Genomic DNA, 17805 nt, shown 5'->3' on the forward strand with positions numbered 1-17805 from the left:
CGGCGCCCAGCAGCCGGGCGGCGACCTCGGGGGAGCGCACCGCCGCCGCCATCCCCTCCAGGGGGCCGACCGCGTCCCGCATCGTCGCCATCGCCTCGGCGACCTCGAACGCCTCGACGTGCAGGGCCAACGCGGCGTCCGGGTCGCCGCCCAGCTCGACCGCGTAGCCCAGCTCCACCAGCACCATCGGCAGGTAGAGCGCGGGTTGGCTCTCGCCCCGGCCCAGGTCGGCGAGGCGGCTGAGGTGGGTGACGGCCAGGTCGAGCTTGCCGTCGCGGCGGGCGGCCAGCCCGAGGCTCATCTCCGCGAAGATCAGCGCACCGGGCGAGCCCTGCTCCACCGCCAGGTCGTACGCGCGTTCGGCCAGTTCCCGACCCTGGGCGTAGTCACGGGTCTGCACGGCCAGCCAGGCCAGCCAGGACAGCTCGGCGCAGACCTGCGGCCACAGCGCCAACTCCTCGGCCCAGCGCAAACCCTCCCGGTGCAGCGCGGCGGCGCGCTCGTGCTCGCCGCGCATGTCGGCCAGCCCACCCACCCACTCGGTGGCCCGGAGCCGACCCCACCGGTCGCCGAGGTCGGCGAAGAGCGCGGCGCTGCGGGTCGCGGTGCGCTCCAGGGCGGTCTGGTCACCGTTGGCGTGCGCGATGTGGGCCAGGGAGGTGAGCACCGCGGCCTCGGTCCACGGGTCGTCGACGGCGGTGGGCAGCAGCTCCGACACCAGGGCCAGGTCGCCGTGCTCGATCAGCGCGTTGGCCGCGAACCAGGCGGCGTGGCCGTTCGGGTCGGCCGCCACCGCGGCGCGCACGTCCTCCGGTGCGACCGCCACGCCCTGGGAGAGGGCGAAGCCCACCCGCCAGGGGGCCGCGAGAACCTCCTGCTGGGGGTCACCGGGCACGGCCAGGGCCCGCCGTGCCTCGGTGAGCCGGCCGCGCAGGAACCAGTACCAGCTCAGCGCGATCGCCAGGCGCAGCCCGCCACCGTGCACCAGCGCCGATCGCAGGTTCGCCATCTCGGCGTCGAGCAGGGCCAGCCACCGCTGCTGGTCGGCCCCGCGCAGCCCCGGGTCGGCGCGCTCGGCCAACTCCGTGTAGTAGGCGGCGTGCCGCCCGCGTACCTCGTCGGCGTCGGTGAGGCGTTCCAGGCAGAACGCGGCCACCGATTCGAGGAGCCGGTAGCGGGGGGCCGCACCGGAGTCGTCGAGCACCACCAGCGACCGGTCCACCAGCCGGGCGAGGGTGTCCAGGTCGGTTCGGCAGACCCGCTCGGCGGCCTCCGGGGTGCAGCCGTCCGGGAACACCGCCAGGTGAGCGAGCACCACGCGGTCGGACTCGTCCAGGAGATCCCAGCTCCAGCCGATCACCGCGGTCAACGTCCGCTGCCGGGGTGGCACGTCCCGCTGCGCGGTGCTGAGCAGCCGGAACCGGTCGTCGAGCCGGTCCACCACCCCGCGTACGCCCAGCGCGCGGACCCGGGTCGCGGCCAGCTCCAACGCCAGCGGCAGACCGTCGAGGCGGCGGCAGAGCTGGGCCACCGCCGTCGCGGTCTGCCGGTCGAGGCGGAAACCGCGCTGCTGCGAGGTGACGCGGGCGACGAACAACCGGGCCGCCGCCGAGCGCCGGACCGCGTCCAGGTCACCGTCGTCGGGCACCGGCAGTGGGGGTACCTCCCAGAGCAGCTCACCGGTCAGCCCGAGTGGCTCTCTGCTGGTGGCCAGCACGCTCACCCCGGGCGCGTCGCGCAGCAGCCGGGCGACCAGCTCGGCGACCGGTTCGATGACGTGCTCGCAGTTGTCCAGCACGAGCAGCAGCTGCCGGTGCCGCAGGGCCGTGACCAGCCGGTCGGCGGAGGACAGGGTCGTTCCGGCGGCCTCGTGGGCACCCAGGGCGCCGAGCACCTGTTCGGCGACGCGCGCGTCACCGGCCGGGAGCGGGGCCAGCTCGACCAACTGGACTCCGTCCTGATAGGACGCTGCGCGGGCCGCCTCGGTGGCCAGTCGGGTCTTGCCGACGCCACCCGGCCCGACCAGCGTGATCAGCCGCTGCCGGGGCAGCAACGCCGCCAACTCGGCCAGCGCCTCGGCCCGCCCGATCAACTCGTCGAGCGGCGCCGGCAGATTGTTCTGGATGATCGCCGCCTTCGGCGGGGCGCTCAGGCCGGCGTCCTGTTCGAGGATCCTGCGGTGCAGGGCCACCAGCTCCGGGCCAGGGTCGAGGCCCAGGTCCTCGGCGAGCCGCGCCCGCAGGTCGGCGTAGCTGTCCAACGCCTCGGACTGGCGGCCGGCCGCGTACAACGCGCGCAGCTGCACCGCCCGCAGACCCTCGCGCAGTGGATGCTTGGCGACCAGCTCGGCCAGGTCCGCGGCCACCAGGTCGTGCTCACCCCGAGCCAGCCGGGCCTGCGCCAACCGCTCCTGAACGACGAGGCGCTGCTCGGCGAGACGGGCCGCCTCGGCGCGCACGAACTCGGCGTCGGCCACGTCGGCGTACGCCTCGCCGCGCCACAACGCGAGAGCCTCGGTCAGCCGCTCGACGTCGGCGCAGCGGGCCAGCTCGTCGAAGCGGCCGACGTCGACCGCGTCGACCCGCAGGAGGTAGCCGGGCGGCCGGGACTCGACCAACTCGCGGGCCCCGGGCTCGGCATCGTTGAGCGCCTTACGCAGCTGCGACACCCGCACCTGGAGGGCGCCGGCCGGGTTGGCGGGGGCGTCGTCACCCCACAGGTCGTCGATGAGGCGGTCCGCCGAGACCACCTGGTTGCGGTTGGCCAACAGGTCGGCCAGCAACGCCCGGACCTTCGCGCCGGGTACCACCACCGGCTCGCCGGCGTCGGTGGTGACGGCGAGCGGCCCGAGCACCCCGAACTGCACGGCGGTCATCCTAGTCGCGCGGCGCTGACCCGAGGTCGACCCGGAGCGCGTCCGGCGGATGCGGCGTTCAGCAGGCCGGCCGCAGCAGCGGCTCGGGCTCGGCGTCGCCGAGCAGTGCCCGGGCCTGCCGGGCCAGCAGGTGGTGCTGGGCCGCGCGGGCGAGTTGTTCGCCCATCCGGGCGTGGGTCGCCGCCTCCTGGTGCAGGTTGGCCGCCCGGTACGCGCCGGCCAGACCGAGGTGCGCGTTGACCTCGGCCCGGCGGTAGCCGATCTCCCGGCCCAGCCGCAACGCCTGCCGCAAGAGGTCGAGGGCCGGTGCCGGGCCGTGCAGGCCGAGCGTGGCGGTGCCGAGGGTGGCCAACGCCTCCGCCTCGACCCGGCGTCGACCGATCGCGCGGGCGATGCCCAGGCACTCCTGGGCGAGGCCCTGCGCCTTGGCGTGGTAGCCCAGGTCGACGTACGCGGCGGCGAGCTGGTCGAGATCTGTCGCGACGCCGTAGCGGTTGCCCACCTGTCCACGGAGCACCACGGCCCGGGTGAGGTGCAGCACCGCCAGGCTGGGCCGGCCGAGCGCGCGCAGGCCGACGGCGAGGTTGTGCAGAACGTTCGCGATGTCGTTGAGCGGTTGCTCGGCCACGTCGAGGGACTCGTACCCGTCCAGCGCCGCCTGCTGGGCCCGGACCGCATCGGGAACCTGGTCCAACTCCAACTGGACGACACTGAGGTTGCTCAGGCAGTTCCACTCGGCGTGCCGCTTGCCCAACTCGCGGTAGAGCAGCAACGCCTGCGCGTAGCACTCGCCCGCCTCGGTCAGCTGGCCCTCCTCCCGGTGCACGATGCCGAGGTTGTTGAGAATGGACGCCTGCCCGGCGCGGTTGCCCAGACGCAGCTGAATGGCCAGTGCCGTGTGGAACTGCCGCCGGGCGTCGGCGTAGTCGGCCCGGCTGGCGCTCAGTGTCGCCAGGCTCGACTGCATAGCGGCGACCCCGTGGTCGTCGCCCTCCCGCTGGGCCTGGGCCAGGCCCAGCTCGACGACCGAACGCCATTCGCCATGCGCTCCGGTTTCCTGAAGGTAACCGCGCATCCGGTCGGCCAGATGCCAGGCGATCTCGCGTGGGCCGTGCTGTGCCGCGTGCCGGATCGCGGCGAGCAGGTTGGCGTACTCGGCGTGGAACCAGTTTGGTGGCTCCGGCTGCCCGGCGTCCGCGACGGCCCGGACCGGCCCGGCGGGTCGGGGCAGGAACACCATTCGGGGATAGCTGCGCCGGGCCAGCGCGTCGGCGGTGTCCAGGTACCCGTACAACAGCCGACTGAGGGCCTCGGCGCGCTGGTCGGGGGTGTCCTCGATGCGGGACTGCTCCGCCGCGTACAGGCGGATCAGGTCGTGGGTGACGAACCGACCACCCCGGGCGGGGCGTACCAGATGGCTGCTGGTCAGGGTGCGTAGCACCGCGTCCGCCGTGGGCCAGTCGACGTCCGTGAGCGCCGCGAGGTCTCCGGTGGTGAAACAGTCGGTGGGTGTCGACCCGAGCAGCCGCAACGCCCGCCGCTCCGCGTCGCCGAGCCCCTGGTAGGACGGTGCGATCGCGGCGCGCAGTGCCACTCTCGGGTCGCCGGGCACCGACAGGCCGCCCAGCCGGTCGCCGTCGCGCAGTCGCCGCACGTACGCGCGGGCGTCGGTCGGGCCGGCCGTGGCCAGGTTGGCTGCCGCGATCCGTAACGCCAGTGGAAGGTTTCCGCAGAGTGCGGCCAAGTCGCGCACGACATCCGGTGCGACGGTGATCGCGTGGTCCCGGAACACCGCGGTGAGCAGGCCGACAGCGGCCTCCGGGCTGAGCGGATCGAGGCTGACGGCACGCCCGCCGTGCAGTGCCACCAGAGCGCCGAGCGTGCTGCGGCTGGTCACGATCACCGCGCAGCCGCCGGCGCCGGGCAGCAGCGGCTCGACCTGCTCCGCCGAGGCGGCGTCGTCCAGGACGATGAGGACGCGACGGTCGGCGAGAGCCGCTCGGAGCGCGGCGGCCCGGGCGTCGGCCGTGGCGGGTTGGGCCGCGCCGCGCACGCCCGAGTAGGTGAGCAGCTCGGAGAGGACGTCGAGGGGGCGGGCCCGCACCTCCTGCTGGCCGCGCAGCCGGACGTACCACTGGCCGTCGGGGAACTCGTCGGCGAGTTGGTGACCCAGGTGGACGGCGAGGGCGGTCTTGCCGACGCCCGGGGCTCCCGACACGGACACCAGAGGCAGCCGCCCCTCGCGGGCGGCGGTGCTGATGGACCGCCGGACGGCCTCGACGGTGTCGGCACGACCGTGCAGCACGCCCGCGTCGGCCGGGAGCTGGAACATCGGTGGCGCGGCCGGGATGACCGTCGCGCTCGCCGTGGGTGGTTGCCACGTCAGCGCGGGATCGGCGCGGAGAAGACGGTCGCGCAGCTCCCGCACCGCTGGACCCGGGTCGACGCCCAACTCCTCGGCGAGGATCGTGGCGAGCCGATGAAAGGCGTCGAGGGCTTCGGCCTGCCGCCCGTCGCGATAGAGCGCGAGCATCAGCTGCGCCCACAGCCCCTCGCGCAGCGGGCTGCGGCGGGTCGCCCGCCGCAGCTCGGCGACGATCTCGGTGTGCCGGCCGAGGGTCAGCTCGGTGTCGAAGTAAACCTGACTGGCGCGCGCCCACCGCTCGGTCAGCGCCGGAACGTCCTCCCGGTGCAGCACCTCGGAGTCGACGTCGCCCAACGGGTCGCCACGCCACAGCACGAGGGCCTCCCGGAGCAGGTCGGCGCGGTGTTGCGGATCGGCGGTGAGGCTCGCCGCCACGAGCGCGTCGAAGCGGGAGAGGTCGACGGCGGCCGGGGGCAGAGCGAGGAGGTAACCGTTGGCGCGCGTGGCGATCAGCTCACCCGGCGGGCCCTCAATGGTCAGGGTGCTGCGCAGCCGCCGCACCAGCGAGTGCAGTGCGGCTCGGGCGTGGGCGGGTGCCCCGCTGCCCCAGACCCGGTCGACGAGGGCGGCGACACTCACCGTCTCACCCCGGTTGAGCAGCAGCGTGGCCAACAACGCCCGCTGGCGGTTGGCCGGGACGGGGATCGTGCGGTCGTGCCGGGAGACGCGCAGCGTGCCGAGCACGGCGAAATCCCACTCCACGAGCGCCCCCAGCGTCGGGCCGACCACACCTCACGACGCCGACCGAGAGCGACGGTAACACGACTCTCCGGCGAGGCGGTGTGGTCGCAACACACGGTGAGCGTCCAGGCACGGGAGTCCGTGACAGCGCGATGACAGCGATTCGGCGGCACCCGCTGCGACCGTTCCCTCGGCGACGAGGAGAGGCAGGTGACGCAGATGGAGTTCCGCATTCTGGGGCCGATCGAGGCCGTCCGGGCCGGTCGGCCGGTGCGCCTGGCCGGCCCACAGCAGCGTTCGGTGCTGGCCGCGCTGCTGCTGGCACGCGGCCGGATGGTGCCGGTGGATCGGCTGGTACGCCTGCTCTGGGCCGAGCGGCCACCGGCGACCGCGCGTACCCAACTGCGCAAGCGGGTCTCCGAGCTGCGCGCGGCGCTCGGCGCCGACCGCATCCGCTCCTGGCGGGACGGTTACGCGGTCCGGTTGGAGGCGGGTGAGCTGGACCTCGACCGGTTCCGCGACGAGGTGCGGCGGGCCGGGGTGCTGCGCGACGCGGGCCGACCGGTGGAGGCGTCAGCCGCGTTGAGCGCGGGTCTCGGCTGGTGGCGCGGGCCGGCGTTGGCCGATGGCACCGACGAGCTGACCGACGCCGAGACGCCGCAACTGGAGGAGGCGCGGCTCGCCGCGATCGAGCTGCGGGTGGCCGTGCGGTTGGACCTGGGCCACCACCCGCAGGTGATCGGCGAGTTGATCACGCTGGTACGCCGGCACCCGTTCCGGGAGCGGCTGCGCGGCCAGTTGATGCTGGCGCTGCACCACAGTGGCCGGACCGCCGATGGCCTGGGTGTCTACCGGGACTGGCGGGCGGAGCTGTCGGCGCAGCTCGCCATCGAGCCGGGACGGGAGCTGCGCGACCTGCACCGCGCGCTGCTCGGTGGCGATGCGTCCTGCTGAGCGCGGTGGTGCCGGGCGGGGGCGGTGCGGCCCCCGCCCGGCTTGCCGTCACGAGCAGGAGACGCCCCAGTAGTGCGAGCTGATCTGGTTGTCGGCGGGGGTACCGTCGTCGAACGCCTGGTAGCCGAGGGTGAAGTCGGCCCAGTAGTCGCCGCGTGACAGGCACATGCTGCCACCGGTGAGGAACGCCCCGGTGCGCATCCGTACCGCGTCGTAGTCGTGGTAGACCCCGTTGTTCCAGACCGACGTGGCGATGTTGTCGAAGCCGTAGTCGCCGCCGCAGCCCCACTGGCCGGTCGTGGCGGCGCCGCCCGGGTTGACCCAGTTGCTCGCGTTGCCCGCCCAGGCGCACCAGCGGCCACCCCACCAGGCGTGCTCGTAGGCGTAGAAGTAGCCGTCGGCCGCCGCTGCGGCCCGCGCCCCGTCCTGCGGGGTGCTGCGGGGCAGATCGACCCGTTCGGCCCGGCCGTCGCGGTCAGCCGGTGCGGCCTGGTGGGCCGACCCGGCCGGCCCGGGTTGTGCCGGGGATGCGGCCGCCGGTGCGCCGGCCAGCAGCGCCGCGAGCATCGCGCCCCCCGCCATGACCAGGTGGATACGTCTCATCTCGTCCTCCTTCTCGCCGGGCGACCATCGCTCGGCGTTCATTCGTGCTCGGCGTCGACCACGGCCCGGGCCCGGGGGACCGCCCCGTGCTCCAGCCGGTTCCTGGCCGCCACCTCCTGGTGGTACGCCGCCGTCAGCTCGTCGCCGTGGCGGGCGTCCAGGGCCCGGGTCGTCGCGGCGAGGCCGTCCTGGGCGCACCGCGCCTCGGCGACCGCCGCGGCGATCTCGCCCGCCCGCCCACGGGTGCCGACGCTCTGCCGCAGCTGCTCGGGGGTGTCCACGGTGAATCCCCGCTGTCGCACGCACCCCGCCCACGGCCGGAGCGCGGCCGTCCAGGCGGGATCGGCGAGAACCCGCCGCTGCCGCAGGCCCGTCAGGTCGGCGACGACCTTGCTGGAGCGGTACCACTCGGCCAGGTCGCCGTAGAGCCGACGCTGCGCCTCGGAGGTGCATCCCTCGGCGCTGCGCCGCATCACACCGCCCGAGGGGAGCCGCGCCTCCAACCCCTCCGGGCGGGCGCCGTTGAGCGTGGCCAGGAACGCCTCCCGCCGCTCGGGGGAGAGGCCGCTGACGTAACGCTGGTTGGGGTCGGTGCGCCGGCGGACGTCGACCGCCGCCACCAGGTCCGAGCCGAAACCGTGTTTCCGCGCCCAGGCGATGTCGTCGACGACGTACGGGAAGGAGAGCAGCTCGTCCGCCGGTGGCGGCGTGCCCAGCCACAGCTGGAATCCGTCGCGCGTCATGCAGTCCCGGGTGAGCAGTGACTCGGCGCGCACCAGAATCCGCCGGTCCTCGGCCGTGACCGGTCCGGCCGGGGCCGGGTCGGGCGACGGCGCGACGGTCGACGGCGGTGCGGCCGAGGTCGAGCCGGGCCAGGCTCCGGTGATCGACGACGCGGCCAGCGGCAGTGCCACGGCGAGGGTGACGATGACGACGACCGCCCGCCGCCGGGGCCGGCGTGCTCCGGGTGTTCCGCGTACTCGCATGAGCCGAGCAGACCAGCGCGGTGTTCCCTTTTCGTACCGTCGCCGTACCGCGAGCGCCCGGCCCGCCAACATTCGCGGTGCGGCGCTCGTGGCGTGCGGCCGGATTAACGGGTAGAAACATGTCCACCCCTTCCGGTCCGGCCCAACCTCCGGCGGCAAGGGTCAGAGAGCGCTCTCACCGCCCCAGCTGCGCCGGACGTACACCCGGCCAGCGGAGAGGACGAACCACATGACAGCCCCGTCCCGAGACGTGCGCCGGAGATCCGGTCGCACCCTCCTCCTCGCTCTGGTGTTGACCACCGCCACCACGATGACCAGCACGGCGGCCACCGCCGGCCGCCCGACGCACGGCGAACCCGACTTCGGGCCGAACGTGACGATCTTCGACCCGTCCATGCCGGTCGGCGAGATCCAGCAGACCCTCGACGCCGCGCACGCCCGGCAGGTCAACAACGAGATGGGCACCGAGCGGCACGCCTACCTGTTCAAACCGGGCACGTACGGCACAGCCGCGCAGCCGTTGCAGGCCAAGGTCGGCTACTACACCGAGGTGTCCGGCCTGGGCGCCTCTCCCACCGACGTCACCGTCAACGGCAAACTGGAGGTCTACAACCGCTGCCTCGCCGACGGCGGCACCGGCAACTGCCTCGCGCTTGTCAACTTCTGGCGCACCCTGTCCAACCTCTCGCTCACCATCAACGCGGCCGGCCAGGACGGCTGCCGGTCGTCGGTGAACTTCTGGGCGGTCTCACAGGCGGTGTCGATGCGCCGACTGAACATCGGCGGCGGCGGTCTGTCGCTGATGGACTACTGCACCGCCGGCCCGCAGTACGCCAGCGGCGGGTTCATCGCCGACTCACGGCTGCCGGCCACGACGAACGGCTCGCAGCAACAGTGGCTGACCCGCAACAGTGAGGTCGCCGGCTGGTCCAACGCCGTGTGGAACCAGGTGTTCGCGGGGGTCGAGGGCGCGCCGGACGACGCCACGTTCCCCGACCCGCCGTACACCACCCTGGAGACCACCCCGATCAGCCGGGAGAAGCCCTACCTCTTCGTCGACGGCAAGGGTCGCTATCAGGTGCGGGTGCCCGCGGCTCAGCGCGACAGCCGGGGCGTCTCCTGGGCCGACGGCATCACGCCGGGGCGGACCATCGGGATCGACGACTTCTTCATCGCCAAGCCGTCCGACTCGGTGCGCGTCATCAACAGCCAGTTGGCGCGCGGCAAGCACCTGCTGCTCACCCCCGGCACGTACGACATCGCGCGCAGCATCGAGGTCCGGCGTCCGAACACCGTCGTGCTCGGGATCGGGCACGCCACGCTCACCGCCGTGAACGGCGCGATCCCGCTGGACGTGGCCGGTGTGCCCGGGGTGATCGTCGCCGGTGTCACGATCGACGCCGGCCTCGTCGAGTCGCCGGTCCTGCTGCGGGTCGGACGCCAGCACGGCCACGACGCGAGCAACCCGCAGAACCCGACCACGCTCTCCGACGTGTACTTCCGGGTCGGCGGCCCGCACATCGGCCGGACGAACACCGCGCTGGAGGTCAACAGCGACAACGTGCTCATCGACCACACCTGGGTGTGGCGCGGCGATCACGGCGTCGAGGGCTTCACCGAGGGCGTCAACGGTGACACCGACCGCTGGCGCACCAACACCGGTCGCTACGGCGCCGTCATCAACGGCGACCACGTGACCGCGACCGGCCTGTTCGTCGAGCACTTCCAGCGCTACAACACGGTCTGGAACGGCGAGCACGGCACCACGATCCTCTACCAGAACGAGCTGCCGTACGACCCGCCGACGCAGGCCGACTGGATGAACGGCGCGGTCGAGGGCTGGGCCGGGTACAAGGTCGGTGACCAGGTGCGTCACCACACCCTGCACGGCGGCGGGGTGTACGTCTTCAACCAGAACAACCCGTCGATCCACACCGAGAACGGCTTCGAGGTCCCGAACCGGCCGGGGGTGCGGCTGCACCACATCATGACCGTCAACCTCAGCGCCGGCACGATCGACCACGTCGTCAACGGCGTCGGCGACGCTGCCGACATGACCAAGGTCGGCGCTCCGGTCTACCTGACCCAGTACCCGACCCCGTAGCGGGGATCGGGCGTACCGACGGTGCCGGAGCCGGCGTTGGCTCCGGCACCGTCGTCGGTGGTGCCCCGCGTGGAGAATCCGCGGCGACGGTCTTGAATTCCTATCGAGTCGGTAGGAAAATGCGTGAATGCCGGTTGGTCCGCTCCTCACCTCGCGTCGGGTCGTCGACCTGATGCGCACCGCCAGCGAGCTCTGTCCGGGCGCACCGGGCACCGACTGAGCACCGCACTCCTTCTCCAGCCGCCCTGCCGGCTCGCGCGCCGACCCGTGACCCCCGCGCATCGATCCGGCTCCGCGCGGTCCGCACCGCACTTCCGACCGATCCGGCGCTGCCGGATCGGTTCACAACCATGGAGGTACGCCATGACATCCGACCAGTCACCGTCCACCCCACCGACGGCCGGCGAGTCCCGGCTCGCGTTCAACGAGGACTGGGTGGCGACCATCCTCGGGCTGGCCCTGCTCGCCCTGGTCCTGCTCGGCGCCATCCCCGCCGGGCTGGTGCCCTGATGACCACCGACGCGACCCGCACGGGCGACGAGCCCGGGACCGCCGACGCCACACGCGTCGACGACGCGCCCGACGGCGGCGTAGTCGAACCCAGCGGTTCGCCGACCACCGCCGATCCTGCCGAGCCGACCAGGGTGGCGCGTGACGGGACCTTCTGGGCCTGGACGGCGCTCGGCCTGCTGATCGTGGTCGGTCTCGCCGCGTTCACCCGCTACCTGGAGCAGAACGTTCCGGCCTGGGCCGAGGGCACCGCCGTCGAGGACATCGGGGCGGCGGTCGAGTACCCGGTCTACGCGATCCTGCTCGGCCTGCTCGGCAACGTCGCCGTCACCCTGCTCGGGTGGCGGGACCGGATCGCCGCCGCGTTCCGGACCGAGTTCTTCATCAAGACCGGTCTGGTGCTGCTCGGTGCGTCGATCAACCTGGCCGTCATCGCCAGCGCGGCCGGGCCGGCGATCGCCCAGGCGATCCTGCTGATCAGCGGGGTGTTCCTGTTCACCTGGTGGTTGGCCGGCAGGTTCGGCCTCGACGACAAGCTGCGGGCGCTGCTCGCCTCCGCGGTGTCGATCTGCGGGGTCAGCGCGGCGATCGCCGCCGCCGGCGCGGTGCGGGCGCGCCGCGAGCAGTTGGCCTACACGGCGAGTCTGGTCATCATCTTCGCGCTGCCGTCAATCTTCATCCTGCCCTGGTTGGCCGACGTGTTCGGGCTCTCCGACGCGGTGGCTGGCGCCTGGATCGGTGGCAACATCGACACCACCGCCGCGGTCACCGCGGCCGGAGCGCTCGCCGGTGAGGAGGCGCTCCAGATCGCCAGCATCGTCAAGGTCACCCAGAACGCCCTGATGGGTGTTGTCGCGGTCGCGCTCACCGCGTACTTCACGCTGCGGGTGGAACGACGGCCCGGCGCGGCCCGACCGGGCCTCGGTGAGCTGTGGACGCGCTTCCCGAAGTTCGTCCTGGGTTTCATCGCGGCCTCGGTCATCGCCACCTGGTACCTCGACGGAGCTGGTGCGGACGGCAAGGCCACCATCGCCATCGTCAACGACCTGCGGGTGTGGTTCCTGATCCTGGCCTTCGTCAGCATCGGTCTGGAGGTCCGGGTCGCGTCGCTGCGGGAGGCGGGTTGGCGACCCGTGGCGGTGTTCGCCAGTGCCACCGTGTTCAACCTGGCGTTGGCGCTCGGCCTGGCGTCCCTGCTGTTCCGCAACTTCTCGGCCTGAGTCGGGCGGTCGTCCGCACCCGCGCGGACGTTTGGGGCCGGAGCCATGCTGGCTCCGGCCCATCACCGGCCAGAGGAGGAACGCACCCGCACACAGCAGGCCGATGGCGGCAGCCAGGCCGACCGGCCCGGGTAGCAGGGTGACCACGGCCAGCACTCCGCCCAGCCCGGTGCCGGCGAGCAGCACACTGGGCGCGACGACCGGCACTCTCATCGCGGCAACCCCACCAACAGGGAGCGCAGCTGCGCACCTCGTGCCGACCAGCTGTTACGGGTGGCGACCTCCCGGCGTCGGGCGGATTCGTCTGGTGCGCCGGCGCGGTCCAGCGCGTCGGCCAGCGCCGCGCCGAAGCTCGGCGGGTCGGTGGCGAGGGCGATGGTGTCGGCCAGCGCCCGCAGCGCCGGCAGCGGCGTCGCGACGACGGGCTTGCCGAGGGCCAGGTACTCGTAGCATTTCTGCGGGTGCACGTAGTCGGCCAACCCGCCCACCCGGTAGGGGATGATGGTGACGTCGCAGGCCCGCAGGATGCCCGGGACGTCCGCGAAGCCGACGGCGTCGACCAGCTGCACATTGGACAGGCCGGCCAGCGGGGCGCGGCCGCCCCGGGTGGACGGGCCGATCAGGACGAACGTCCACTCCGGGTGGGCCCGCGCCACCGCGGCGACCAGGTCCGCGTCGAAGGCCCGGGTGTCGACCGCGCCGCTGTAGCCGATCAGTGGTCGGCGCAGGCCGAGCAACCAGGGCGCGACCGGGCCGTCCGGCGAGAAGCGATCCGGGTCGCACCCGTTGGCCAGCACCACCGGTGCCGGGTCGGAGGCGGGCATCCGGTCCGGTAGCGCGGTGGAGGAGGCGAGGACAAGGTCGGCGGCGCCGACGGCGGAGCGCAGCGCGCGGCGCAGGTGCCGACGGTTCCACGGTCGGGTGAGCGTCCAGTCCAGGTCGGTTGCGTCGTACACGACGGCGGACGCGTCCAGCCGGGAGGCGACCGGCGCGGCCAGGTCCTCGTCCAGCCACAGCAGTCGGACTGATGCCGCCTGCCGGCGGAACCACCGGCGCAGCACACGCGCGGCGAGCCAACGGTTGACCCGGTTGACCGGGGGCAGGTGCCGACCGAACGGCAGCAGCGCCGGTCCGGCGCACTGCCACAGACCGTCGGCCACCTGCCGGATCTGGACCCGCCAGCGTGGGAGGTGCCCGGCCGGGTCGACGAAGAGCACCTGGTGATCGACGGTCAGCTCGCGGGCCAGCGCGTGCTGCCGGTGGGCGCCGTACGCCCACGGCGTGCCGCTGAAGATGACGACCCAGTCGCGGTCCTCGGCGGGCGGCACGACCGCCGCGGCCGCCGGTTGCAGAGTGGTGGTGTGCTCAGCCACGGCCCGACCGTTCCATCGGCCGTGGCGCGCCGGCTGGCAGCACCTCGTCCTCGCCGAGGCGGCCGAGCACCGGGCGGGCGCGCTCGTCGTCGAGTCGCAGCAGGCGGGCGCCGGCGTGCCGGTCCAGCCAGCCCCGCAGCGCGCCGGCCACGACCCGCCGGTTGATCCAGTTGACCAGCGGCACCACATTGCCCAGCGGCAGCGCGGTCGGTGCGACGGCGTGCCAGGCCGCCGAGCCGATCGGCGTCACCTCGCACCGCCAGCGCGGCCGATGTCCCGGCGGGTCGACGAAGAGCAACCGTTGCCCGGGCGCCAACTGCCCCAGCACGGCCGGATGCCCATCGACGGACCATCGGGTCCGGCTGAACAGCACCACCCAGTCGCGGGTGTCACCGTCGGGCAGCGGGCCGGCGTCGCCGCGCAGCGCGGCGAGCAGGTCGCCCAGGCTCAGTTGTACGGATCGACCGAAGAGTCGCTTGACCAGGTGGTCGGCGAGCAGCGCGGCCCGGAACACCGGCAACCGGTACCGGGGCTGGGTCATCCGCAGATACCCGACCAGGCTGCCCAGCAGGTGTCGAAAGCGGATGGTCGGCCCGAGGAGCCGGCAGGACGCGCCACGGCTGTGCGTCACCACCGCGTCCGGAAGCATCCACAGCTCGTGCCCGGCCTGGTCGAGCTGCCGCGCGAGGACCGCGTCGTTCCAGTAGACGGGGAACGTCTCGTCGAAGATGGTCTGCTGCCCGAGCACCGTGCGGCGCAGCAGCACGCAACTGCCCGAGGCGAGTTGCCGGGGACGGCTGAAGTCCTCGCCCCGCATCTGGAACCGGTGCAGCGCCTGGCGGAACCCGGGCAGTCGGCGCAGCGCGGTCACCAGCGCGATGGTGGCGGCGAAGCTGGGCTGTTGGACGTAGTGCTGCTGGAAGGTGCCGTCCGGGTTGAGGTAGAGCGGGCTGACCCCTGCGATGTCCGGCCGCTCCCGCAGATGGTCGACCATTCGGGACAGCGCGCCCGGGTGAAACCGGATGTCGCTGTTGAGCAGCAGGATCAGCTGCCCGTTCGCCCGGCGGTACGCCTGGTTGACGGCGGCGGCGAAGCCGTTGTTGTGCTTGTTGCGGATCAGTCGGACCCGGGGCTGGTCGGCGAGCAGGTCGGCCGAGCCGTCGGCCGAGCCGTTGTCGACGGCCACCACCTCGTAGTCCAGATCGGGGTCGGCGGTCGACGCCAGCGACTCCAGGCACTGCCGGGTCTGCTCGCGGGTGTTCCAGCTGACCAGCAGTACCGACAGCAGCGGAGCGCTCATCACGCCACCACCCGGTTGTCGTGGCGGCGGACCCGCAGTCTCTCTCAACACGCCGTCCTCCCTCTCCGTCCGGTGCTCCCAGGGCATGCCGGCGGGCACCCCCCGGGGGAGAAAGTACTAGCGATAAGGGTCTAATAGGGATGAATAGGTAAAACAGGCTTTTCCGTATTAAATCTCGCGTATCTATGTAAACAATCGGGCTGATCGTCCGTTTGGTGGCCTTTGCTGAGCTACGGTCGTGTGCGGGCGTCCGGTTGCCGCAGCGGGCCGACCGTTCCGTCGTTCCAAGGAGTCCGACATGGACCTGCCCGTTACCGCCGTCGGTGTCGACCCGCCGACGGACCTGATTCCCGGGCGCGTGCTGGTGACCGGGGGCGCCGGCTTCATCGGCAGCCACGTGGTTGCCCGGCTGATGCTGATGGGCAGCCAGGTCCGGGTGCTCGACAACTTCTCCACCGGCCGGATCGAGAACCTGGCCGACGCCGCGTACGGCGGGCTGACCGAGGCGGACGTCGTGTCGGGTGACATCCGCACGCCGGAGGGTGTCGAGGTCATCCACCAGTGGCAGCCGGACGTGGTGGTGCACCTCGCGGCGCAGCCGAGCGTCCCCGCGGCCCGTCGGTCACCCCTGTACGACGCCGACGTGAACGTGTTCGGCACCGTCAACGTGATGGACGCCTGCGCCCGCGGCGGCGTACGCCTGGTGATCAACGCGGCCAGCAGCGCCATCTTCGGCAGCGTCGCCCCCCACGAGTTGCCGGTCCGGGAGGACCATCCGATCGTCCCGGTGAGCCCGTACGGCGTCAGCAAGGCCGCCGGCGTGCACTACCTCGACTGGTACGGGCGTCAGCACGGTCTGCCGTACACCTCGATGGTGTTCGGCAATGTCTACGGGCCCCGGCAGGAGGGCAGCGACTGCGGCGTGGTGTCCCTGATGGTCGACGCGCTGCTCGGCGGCCGGCAGGTGGTGATCTACGACGACGGCACGCAGACCCGGGATTTCGTCCACGTCAGCGACGTCGCCGAGGCGATCGCCGTGGCCTGTCACCACCCCGGGGTGGGTATGGTCAACATCGCCTCGGGGCGGCAGACGAGCGTCAACGAGGTTTACGACGCGGTCCGGGAAGCGTCCGGCGTCGACAACGCGGCCCGCTACGAGCCGCCGCCCTGGCCGGGCGAGGTGCGCAACATGGCGCTGGACACCAGGAAGGCGCGCGAGCTGCTCGGCTGGTGCCCCAAGATTGGCTTCACCGAGGGCGTACGGATGACGGTGCGCGACGCCCGTCGCCGCCAAGCCCCAAGTCAGATCCTGTCCCCGGTGTGGGCCCTGGAGCGGGCCATCAGTCACTGACGGCCCAGCGCGTAATTCCCGGCCGCGGGAGCGCTCGGCGGTGAGGAGGCGCTCCAGATCGCCAGCATCGTCAAGGTCACGTGTTCGCCAATGCCACCGTGTTCAACCTGGCGTTGGCGCTCGGCCTGGCGTCCCTGCTGTTCCGCAACTTCTCGGCATGACCGCGACCGGGGGGCGTGCCGACGATGTGCCGCGCCGTGTGGAGAGGGTCCCGATTGATGGTCAGGACCCTCTCCACGCTGGTTCAGCTCAGCGGGCGCGTGTCACGCGTCAATCGACGCGCGGGACCGGCGGGAGATCAGCCGTGCCGTTGTGCCGGCGATGACCATGACGAGACCGGTGCCGAAGAACCACCAGAGGTTGGCGGCGCTGCCGCCGGTGACGGGCAGGGTTGGGCTGGCCGTGGGGGCCGGCGGGGGCTGTGTGGGGTCACCTGTCGGGGGCGCCGTTGGCTGGGTCGGTGACGGTGTGGGCTGCGTCGGCGTGGCGGTCGGCGTGGCGGTCGGCGTCGGCGTCGGCGTGGACTGCAGAGGGCGCTCGCAGCGGGCCTCGGCCAGGATGACGGAGCCGACGGGGATGTCCAGCAGCGGTCCACCCACGATGGTGCCGGTGAGCCTGATGGTGGCCTGGACAGCGATGGCCGTGGCGCCATCGGCGGTGGTTGTCTCCACGTTGGTGAGCGTGACGTTCAAGCTGGCGCCGGTCAGTCCGGCGACCGTGACGGCGGCGCTGGCGGTGACGCCGGGGGTGTTCGGCAGTAGCTCGACCGGCTCGCCGAACAGTTCCAACCCCACGAAGGTGGTGTCCGCGGTTTGGGCGCCGACCTGGGGGCAGGCCACCGCCGCCGTGATCACGTCGGCGTCGATCACCGACGTGCCGAGGACGCCGAGCGCGAGGTCGGCGATTTCGGCATTGGCGGAGGACGCGGTGTCGCCACGAGTGGCGCTGACCTCCACCACGGTGCCGGAGGCGGTGACCCCCAGAGCGCCGGGGATGGTGATCGCCAGAGCGGTGTCGCTGTCCGTACCACTGCCCGCCGGGGCCGTCGCGGTGCCAATGACGACATCGGCGGTAATCACCGGAAGGCCGAGCACTGACGCGGACAGGTCCACCACAACTCCCCGGGCGCTGGCGTCACCGGGTGCCGCAGAAGCCGGAGCTCCTCCGGATAGGACCACCACTCCCACGGCCGCCACCGCGATGGCACCAGTAGCTGAAAGTCGCTGGGAAAATCTCACGTTTTCGCCTCTGATCAGTAAGCCGTTCCCGACCGTCGAGAAGGCAATGCTGAGAGTATGTCCGTTAAGGGGCGAATCGGGTATTTTCGGCCGAAATGGACGAGCGTGAGAGAGGCTTGCAATTCTCGGGTCCACCTCCTTCGATGTGTTGACAGGAAATTCCATCGATCAGTCTGACTCTTGCG

At 72.4% G+C, this 17805-nt stretch carries 12 protein-coding genes; 5 read left to right on the forward strand and 7 right to left on the reverse strand.

The window, feature by feature from the left end:
- Both PSH25_RS11475 and PSH25_RS11480 read right to left on the reverse strand, forming a co-directional pair.
- The coding region (locus tag PSH25_RS11475; RefSeq protein WP_238659075.1) for an AfsR/SARP family transcriptional regulator at nucleotides 1-2866 on the reverse strand (2866 nt) is incomplete at its 3' end.
- 67 nt (nucleotides 2867-2933) lie between these two features.
- Nucleotides 2934-6002 (reverse strand): AfsR/SARP family transcriptional regulator, encoded by a 3069-nt coding sequence (locus PSH25_RS11480; RefSeq protein WP_238659076.1) that lies wholly within the window; start codon nucleotides 6000-6002, stop codon nucleotides 2934-2936.
- A 198-nt stretch (nucleotides 6003-6200) separates the two neighbouring features.
- Between PSH25_RS11480 and PSH25_RS11485 the strand changes: the two genes are divergently transcribed.
- Nucleotides 6201-6935: an AfsR/SARP family transcriptional regulator gene (locus PSH25_RS11485; RefSeq protein ID WP_238659105.1), complete on the forward strand. Its 735-nt coding sequence runs from the start codon at nucleotides 6201-6203 to the stop codon at nucleotides 6933-6935.
- A gap of 48 nt (nucleotides 6936-6983) precedes the next feature.
- Here PSH25_RS11485 and PSH25_RS11490 read toward each other — a convergent pair whose 3' ends face one another.
- Together PSH25_RS11490 and PSH25_RS11495 are read right to left on the reverse strand one after the other, a co-directional pair.
- Nucleotides 6984-7538, reverse strand: coding sequence for a hypothetical protein (locus tag PSH25_RS11490; RefSeq protein WP_238659077.1), 555 nt, complete (start codon nucleotides 7536-7538; stop codon nucleotides 6984-6986).
- Between the two features lie 38 nt (nucleotides 7539-7576).
- Nucleotides 7577-8524: a hypothetical protein gene (locus tag PSH25_RS11495; protein WP_238659078.1), complete on the reverse strand. Its 948-nt coding sequence runs from the start codon at nucleotides 8522-8524 to the stop codon at nucleotides 7577-7579.
- A gap of 229 nt (nucleotides 8525-8753) precedes the next feature.
- Between PSH25_RS11495 and PSH25_RS11500 the strand changes: the two genes are divergently transcribed.
- The 3 genes from PSH25_RS11500 to PSH25_RS11510 all read left to right on the forward strand — a co-directional run bounded on the left by PSH25_RS11500 (nucleotide 8754) and on the right by PSH25_RS11510 (nucleotide 12358).
- Nucleotides 8754-10628: a pectate lyase-like domain-containing protein gene (locus PSH25_RS11500; RefSeq protein ID WP_238659079.1), complete on the forward strand. Its 1875-nt coding sequence runs from the start codon at nucleotides 8754-8756 to the stop codon at nucleotides 10626-10628.
- A 363-nt stretch (nucleotides 10629-10991) separates the two neighbouring features.
- On the forward strand, nucleotides 10992-11138 hold the full coding sequence (locus tag PSH25_RS11505) for a hypothetical protein (RefSeq protein WP_165435755.1): 147 nt from the start codon (nucleotides 10992-10994) through the stop codon (nucleotides 11136-11138).
- Entirely contained in the window at nucleotides 11138-12358 is a 1221-nt protein-coding gene (locus PSH25_RS11510; protein ID WP_238659080.1) for a YeiH family protein, read from the forward strand. The genes PSH25_RS11505 and PSH25_RS11510 overlap by 1 nt, the downstream gene beginning before the upstream one ends.
- Before the next feature lie 209 nt (nucleotides 12359-12567).
- On the opposite strand, the gene PSH25_RS33945 is transcribed toward PSH25_RS11510, so the two are convergent.
- Together PSH25_RS33945 and PSH25_RS11520 are read right to left on the reverse strand one after the other, a co-directional pair.
- Complete coding sequence (locus PSH25_RS33945; protein ID WP_238659081.1) at nucleotides 12568-13731, reverse strand: glycosyltransferase; 1164 nt, start codon at nucleotides 13729-13731, stop codon at nucleotides 12568-12570.
- Nucleotides 13724-15031: a glycosyltransferase family 2 protein gene (locus PSH25_RS11520; protein ID WP_238659082.1), complete on the reverse strand. Its 1308-nt coding sequence runs from the start codon at nucleotides 15029-15031 to the stop codon at nucleotides 13724-13726. Before PSH25_RS11520 ends, PSH25_RS33945 begins: the two co-directional genes overlap by 8 nt.
- A gap of 298 nt (nucleotides 15032-15329) precedes the next feature.
- Between PSH25_RS11520 and PSH25_RS11525 the strand changes: the two genes are divergently transcribed.
- Nucleotides 15330-16382, forward strand: a complete 1053-nt coding sequence (locus PSH25_RS11525; protein ID WP_238659083.1) for a GDP-mannose 4,6-dehydratase — start codon at nucleotides 15330-15332, stop codon at nucleotides 16380-16382.
- Between the two features lie 263 nt (nucleotides 16383-16645).
- On the opposite strand, the gene PSH25_RS11530 is transcribed toward PSH25_RS11525, so the two are convergent.
- The gene (locus tag PSH25_RS11530) at nucleotides 16646-17785 is read right to left on the reverse strand and encodes a hypothetical protein (RefSeq protein ID WP_238659084.1); all 1140 of its coding nucleotides are present in this window, start codon (nucleotides 17783-17785) and stop codon (nucleotides 16646-16648) included.
- Nucleotides 17786-17805: the final 20 nt, after the last annotated feature.

The organism is Micromonospora foliorum, from assembly GCF_022229015.1.
GTDB lineage: Bacteria > Actinomycetota > Actinomycetes > Mycobacteriales > Micromonosporaceae > Micromonospora > Micromonospora foliorum.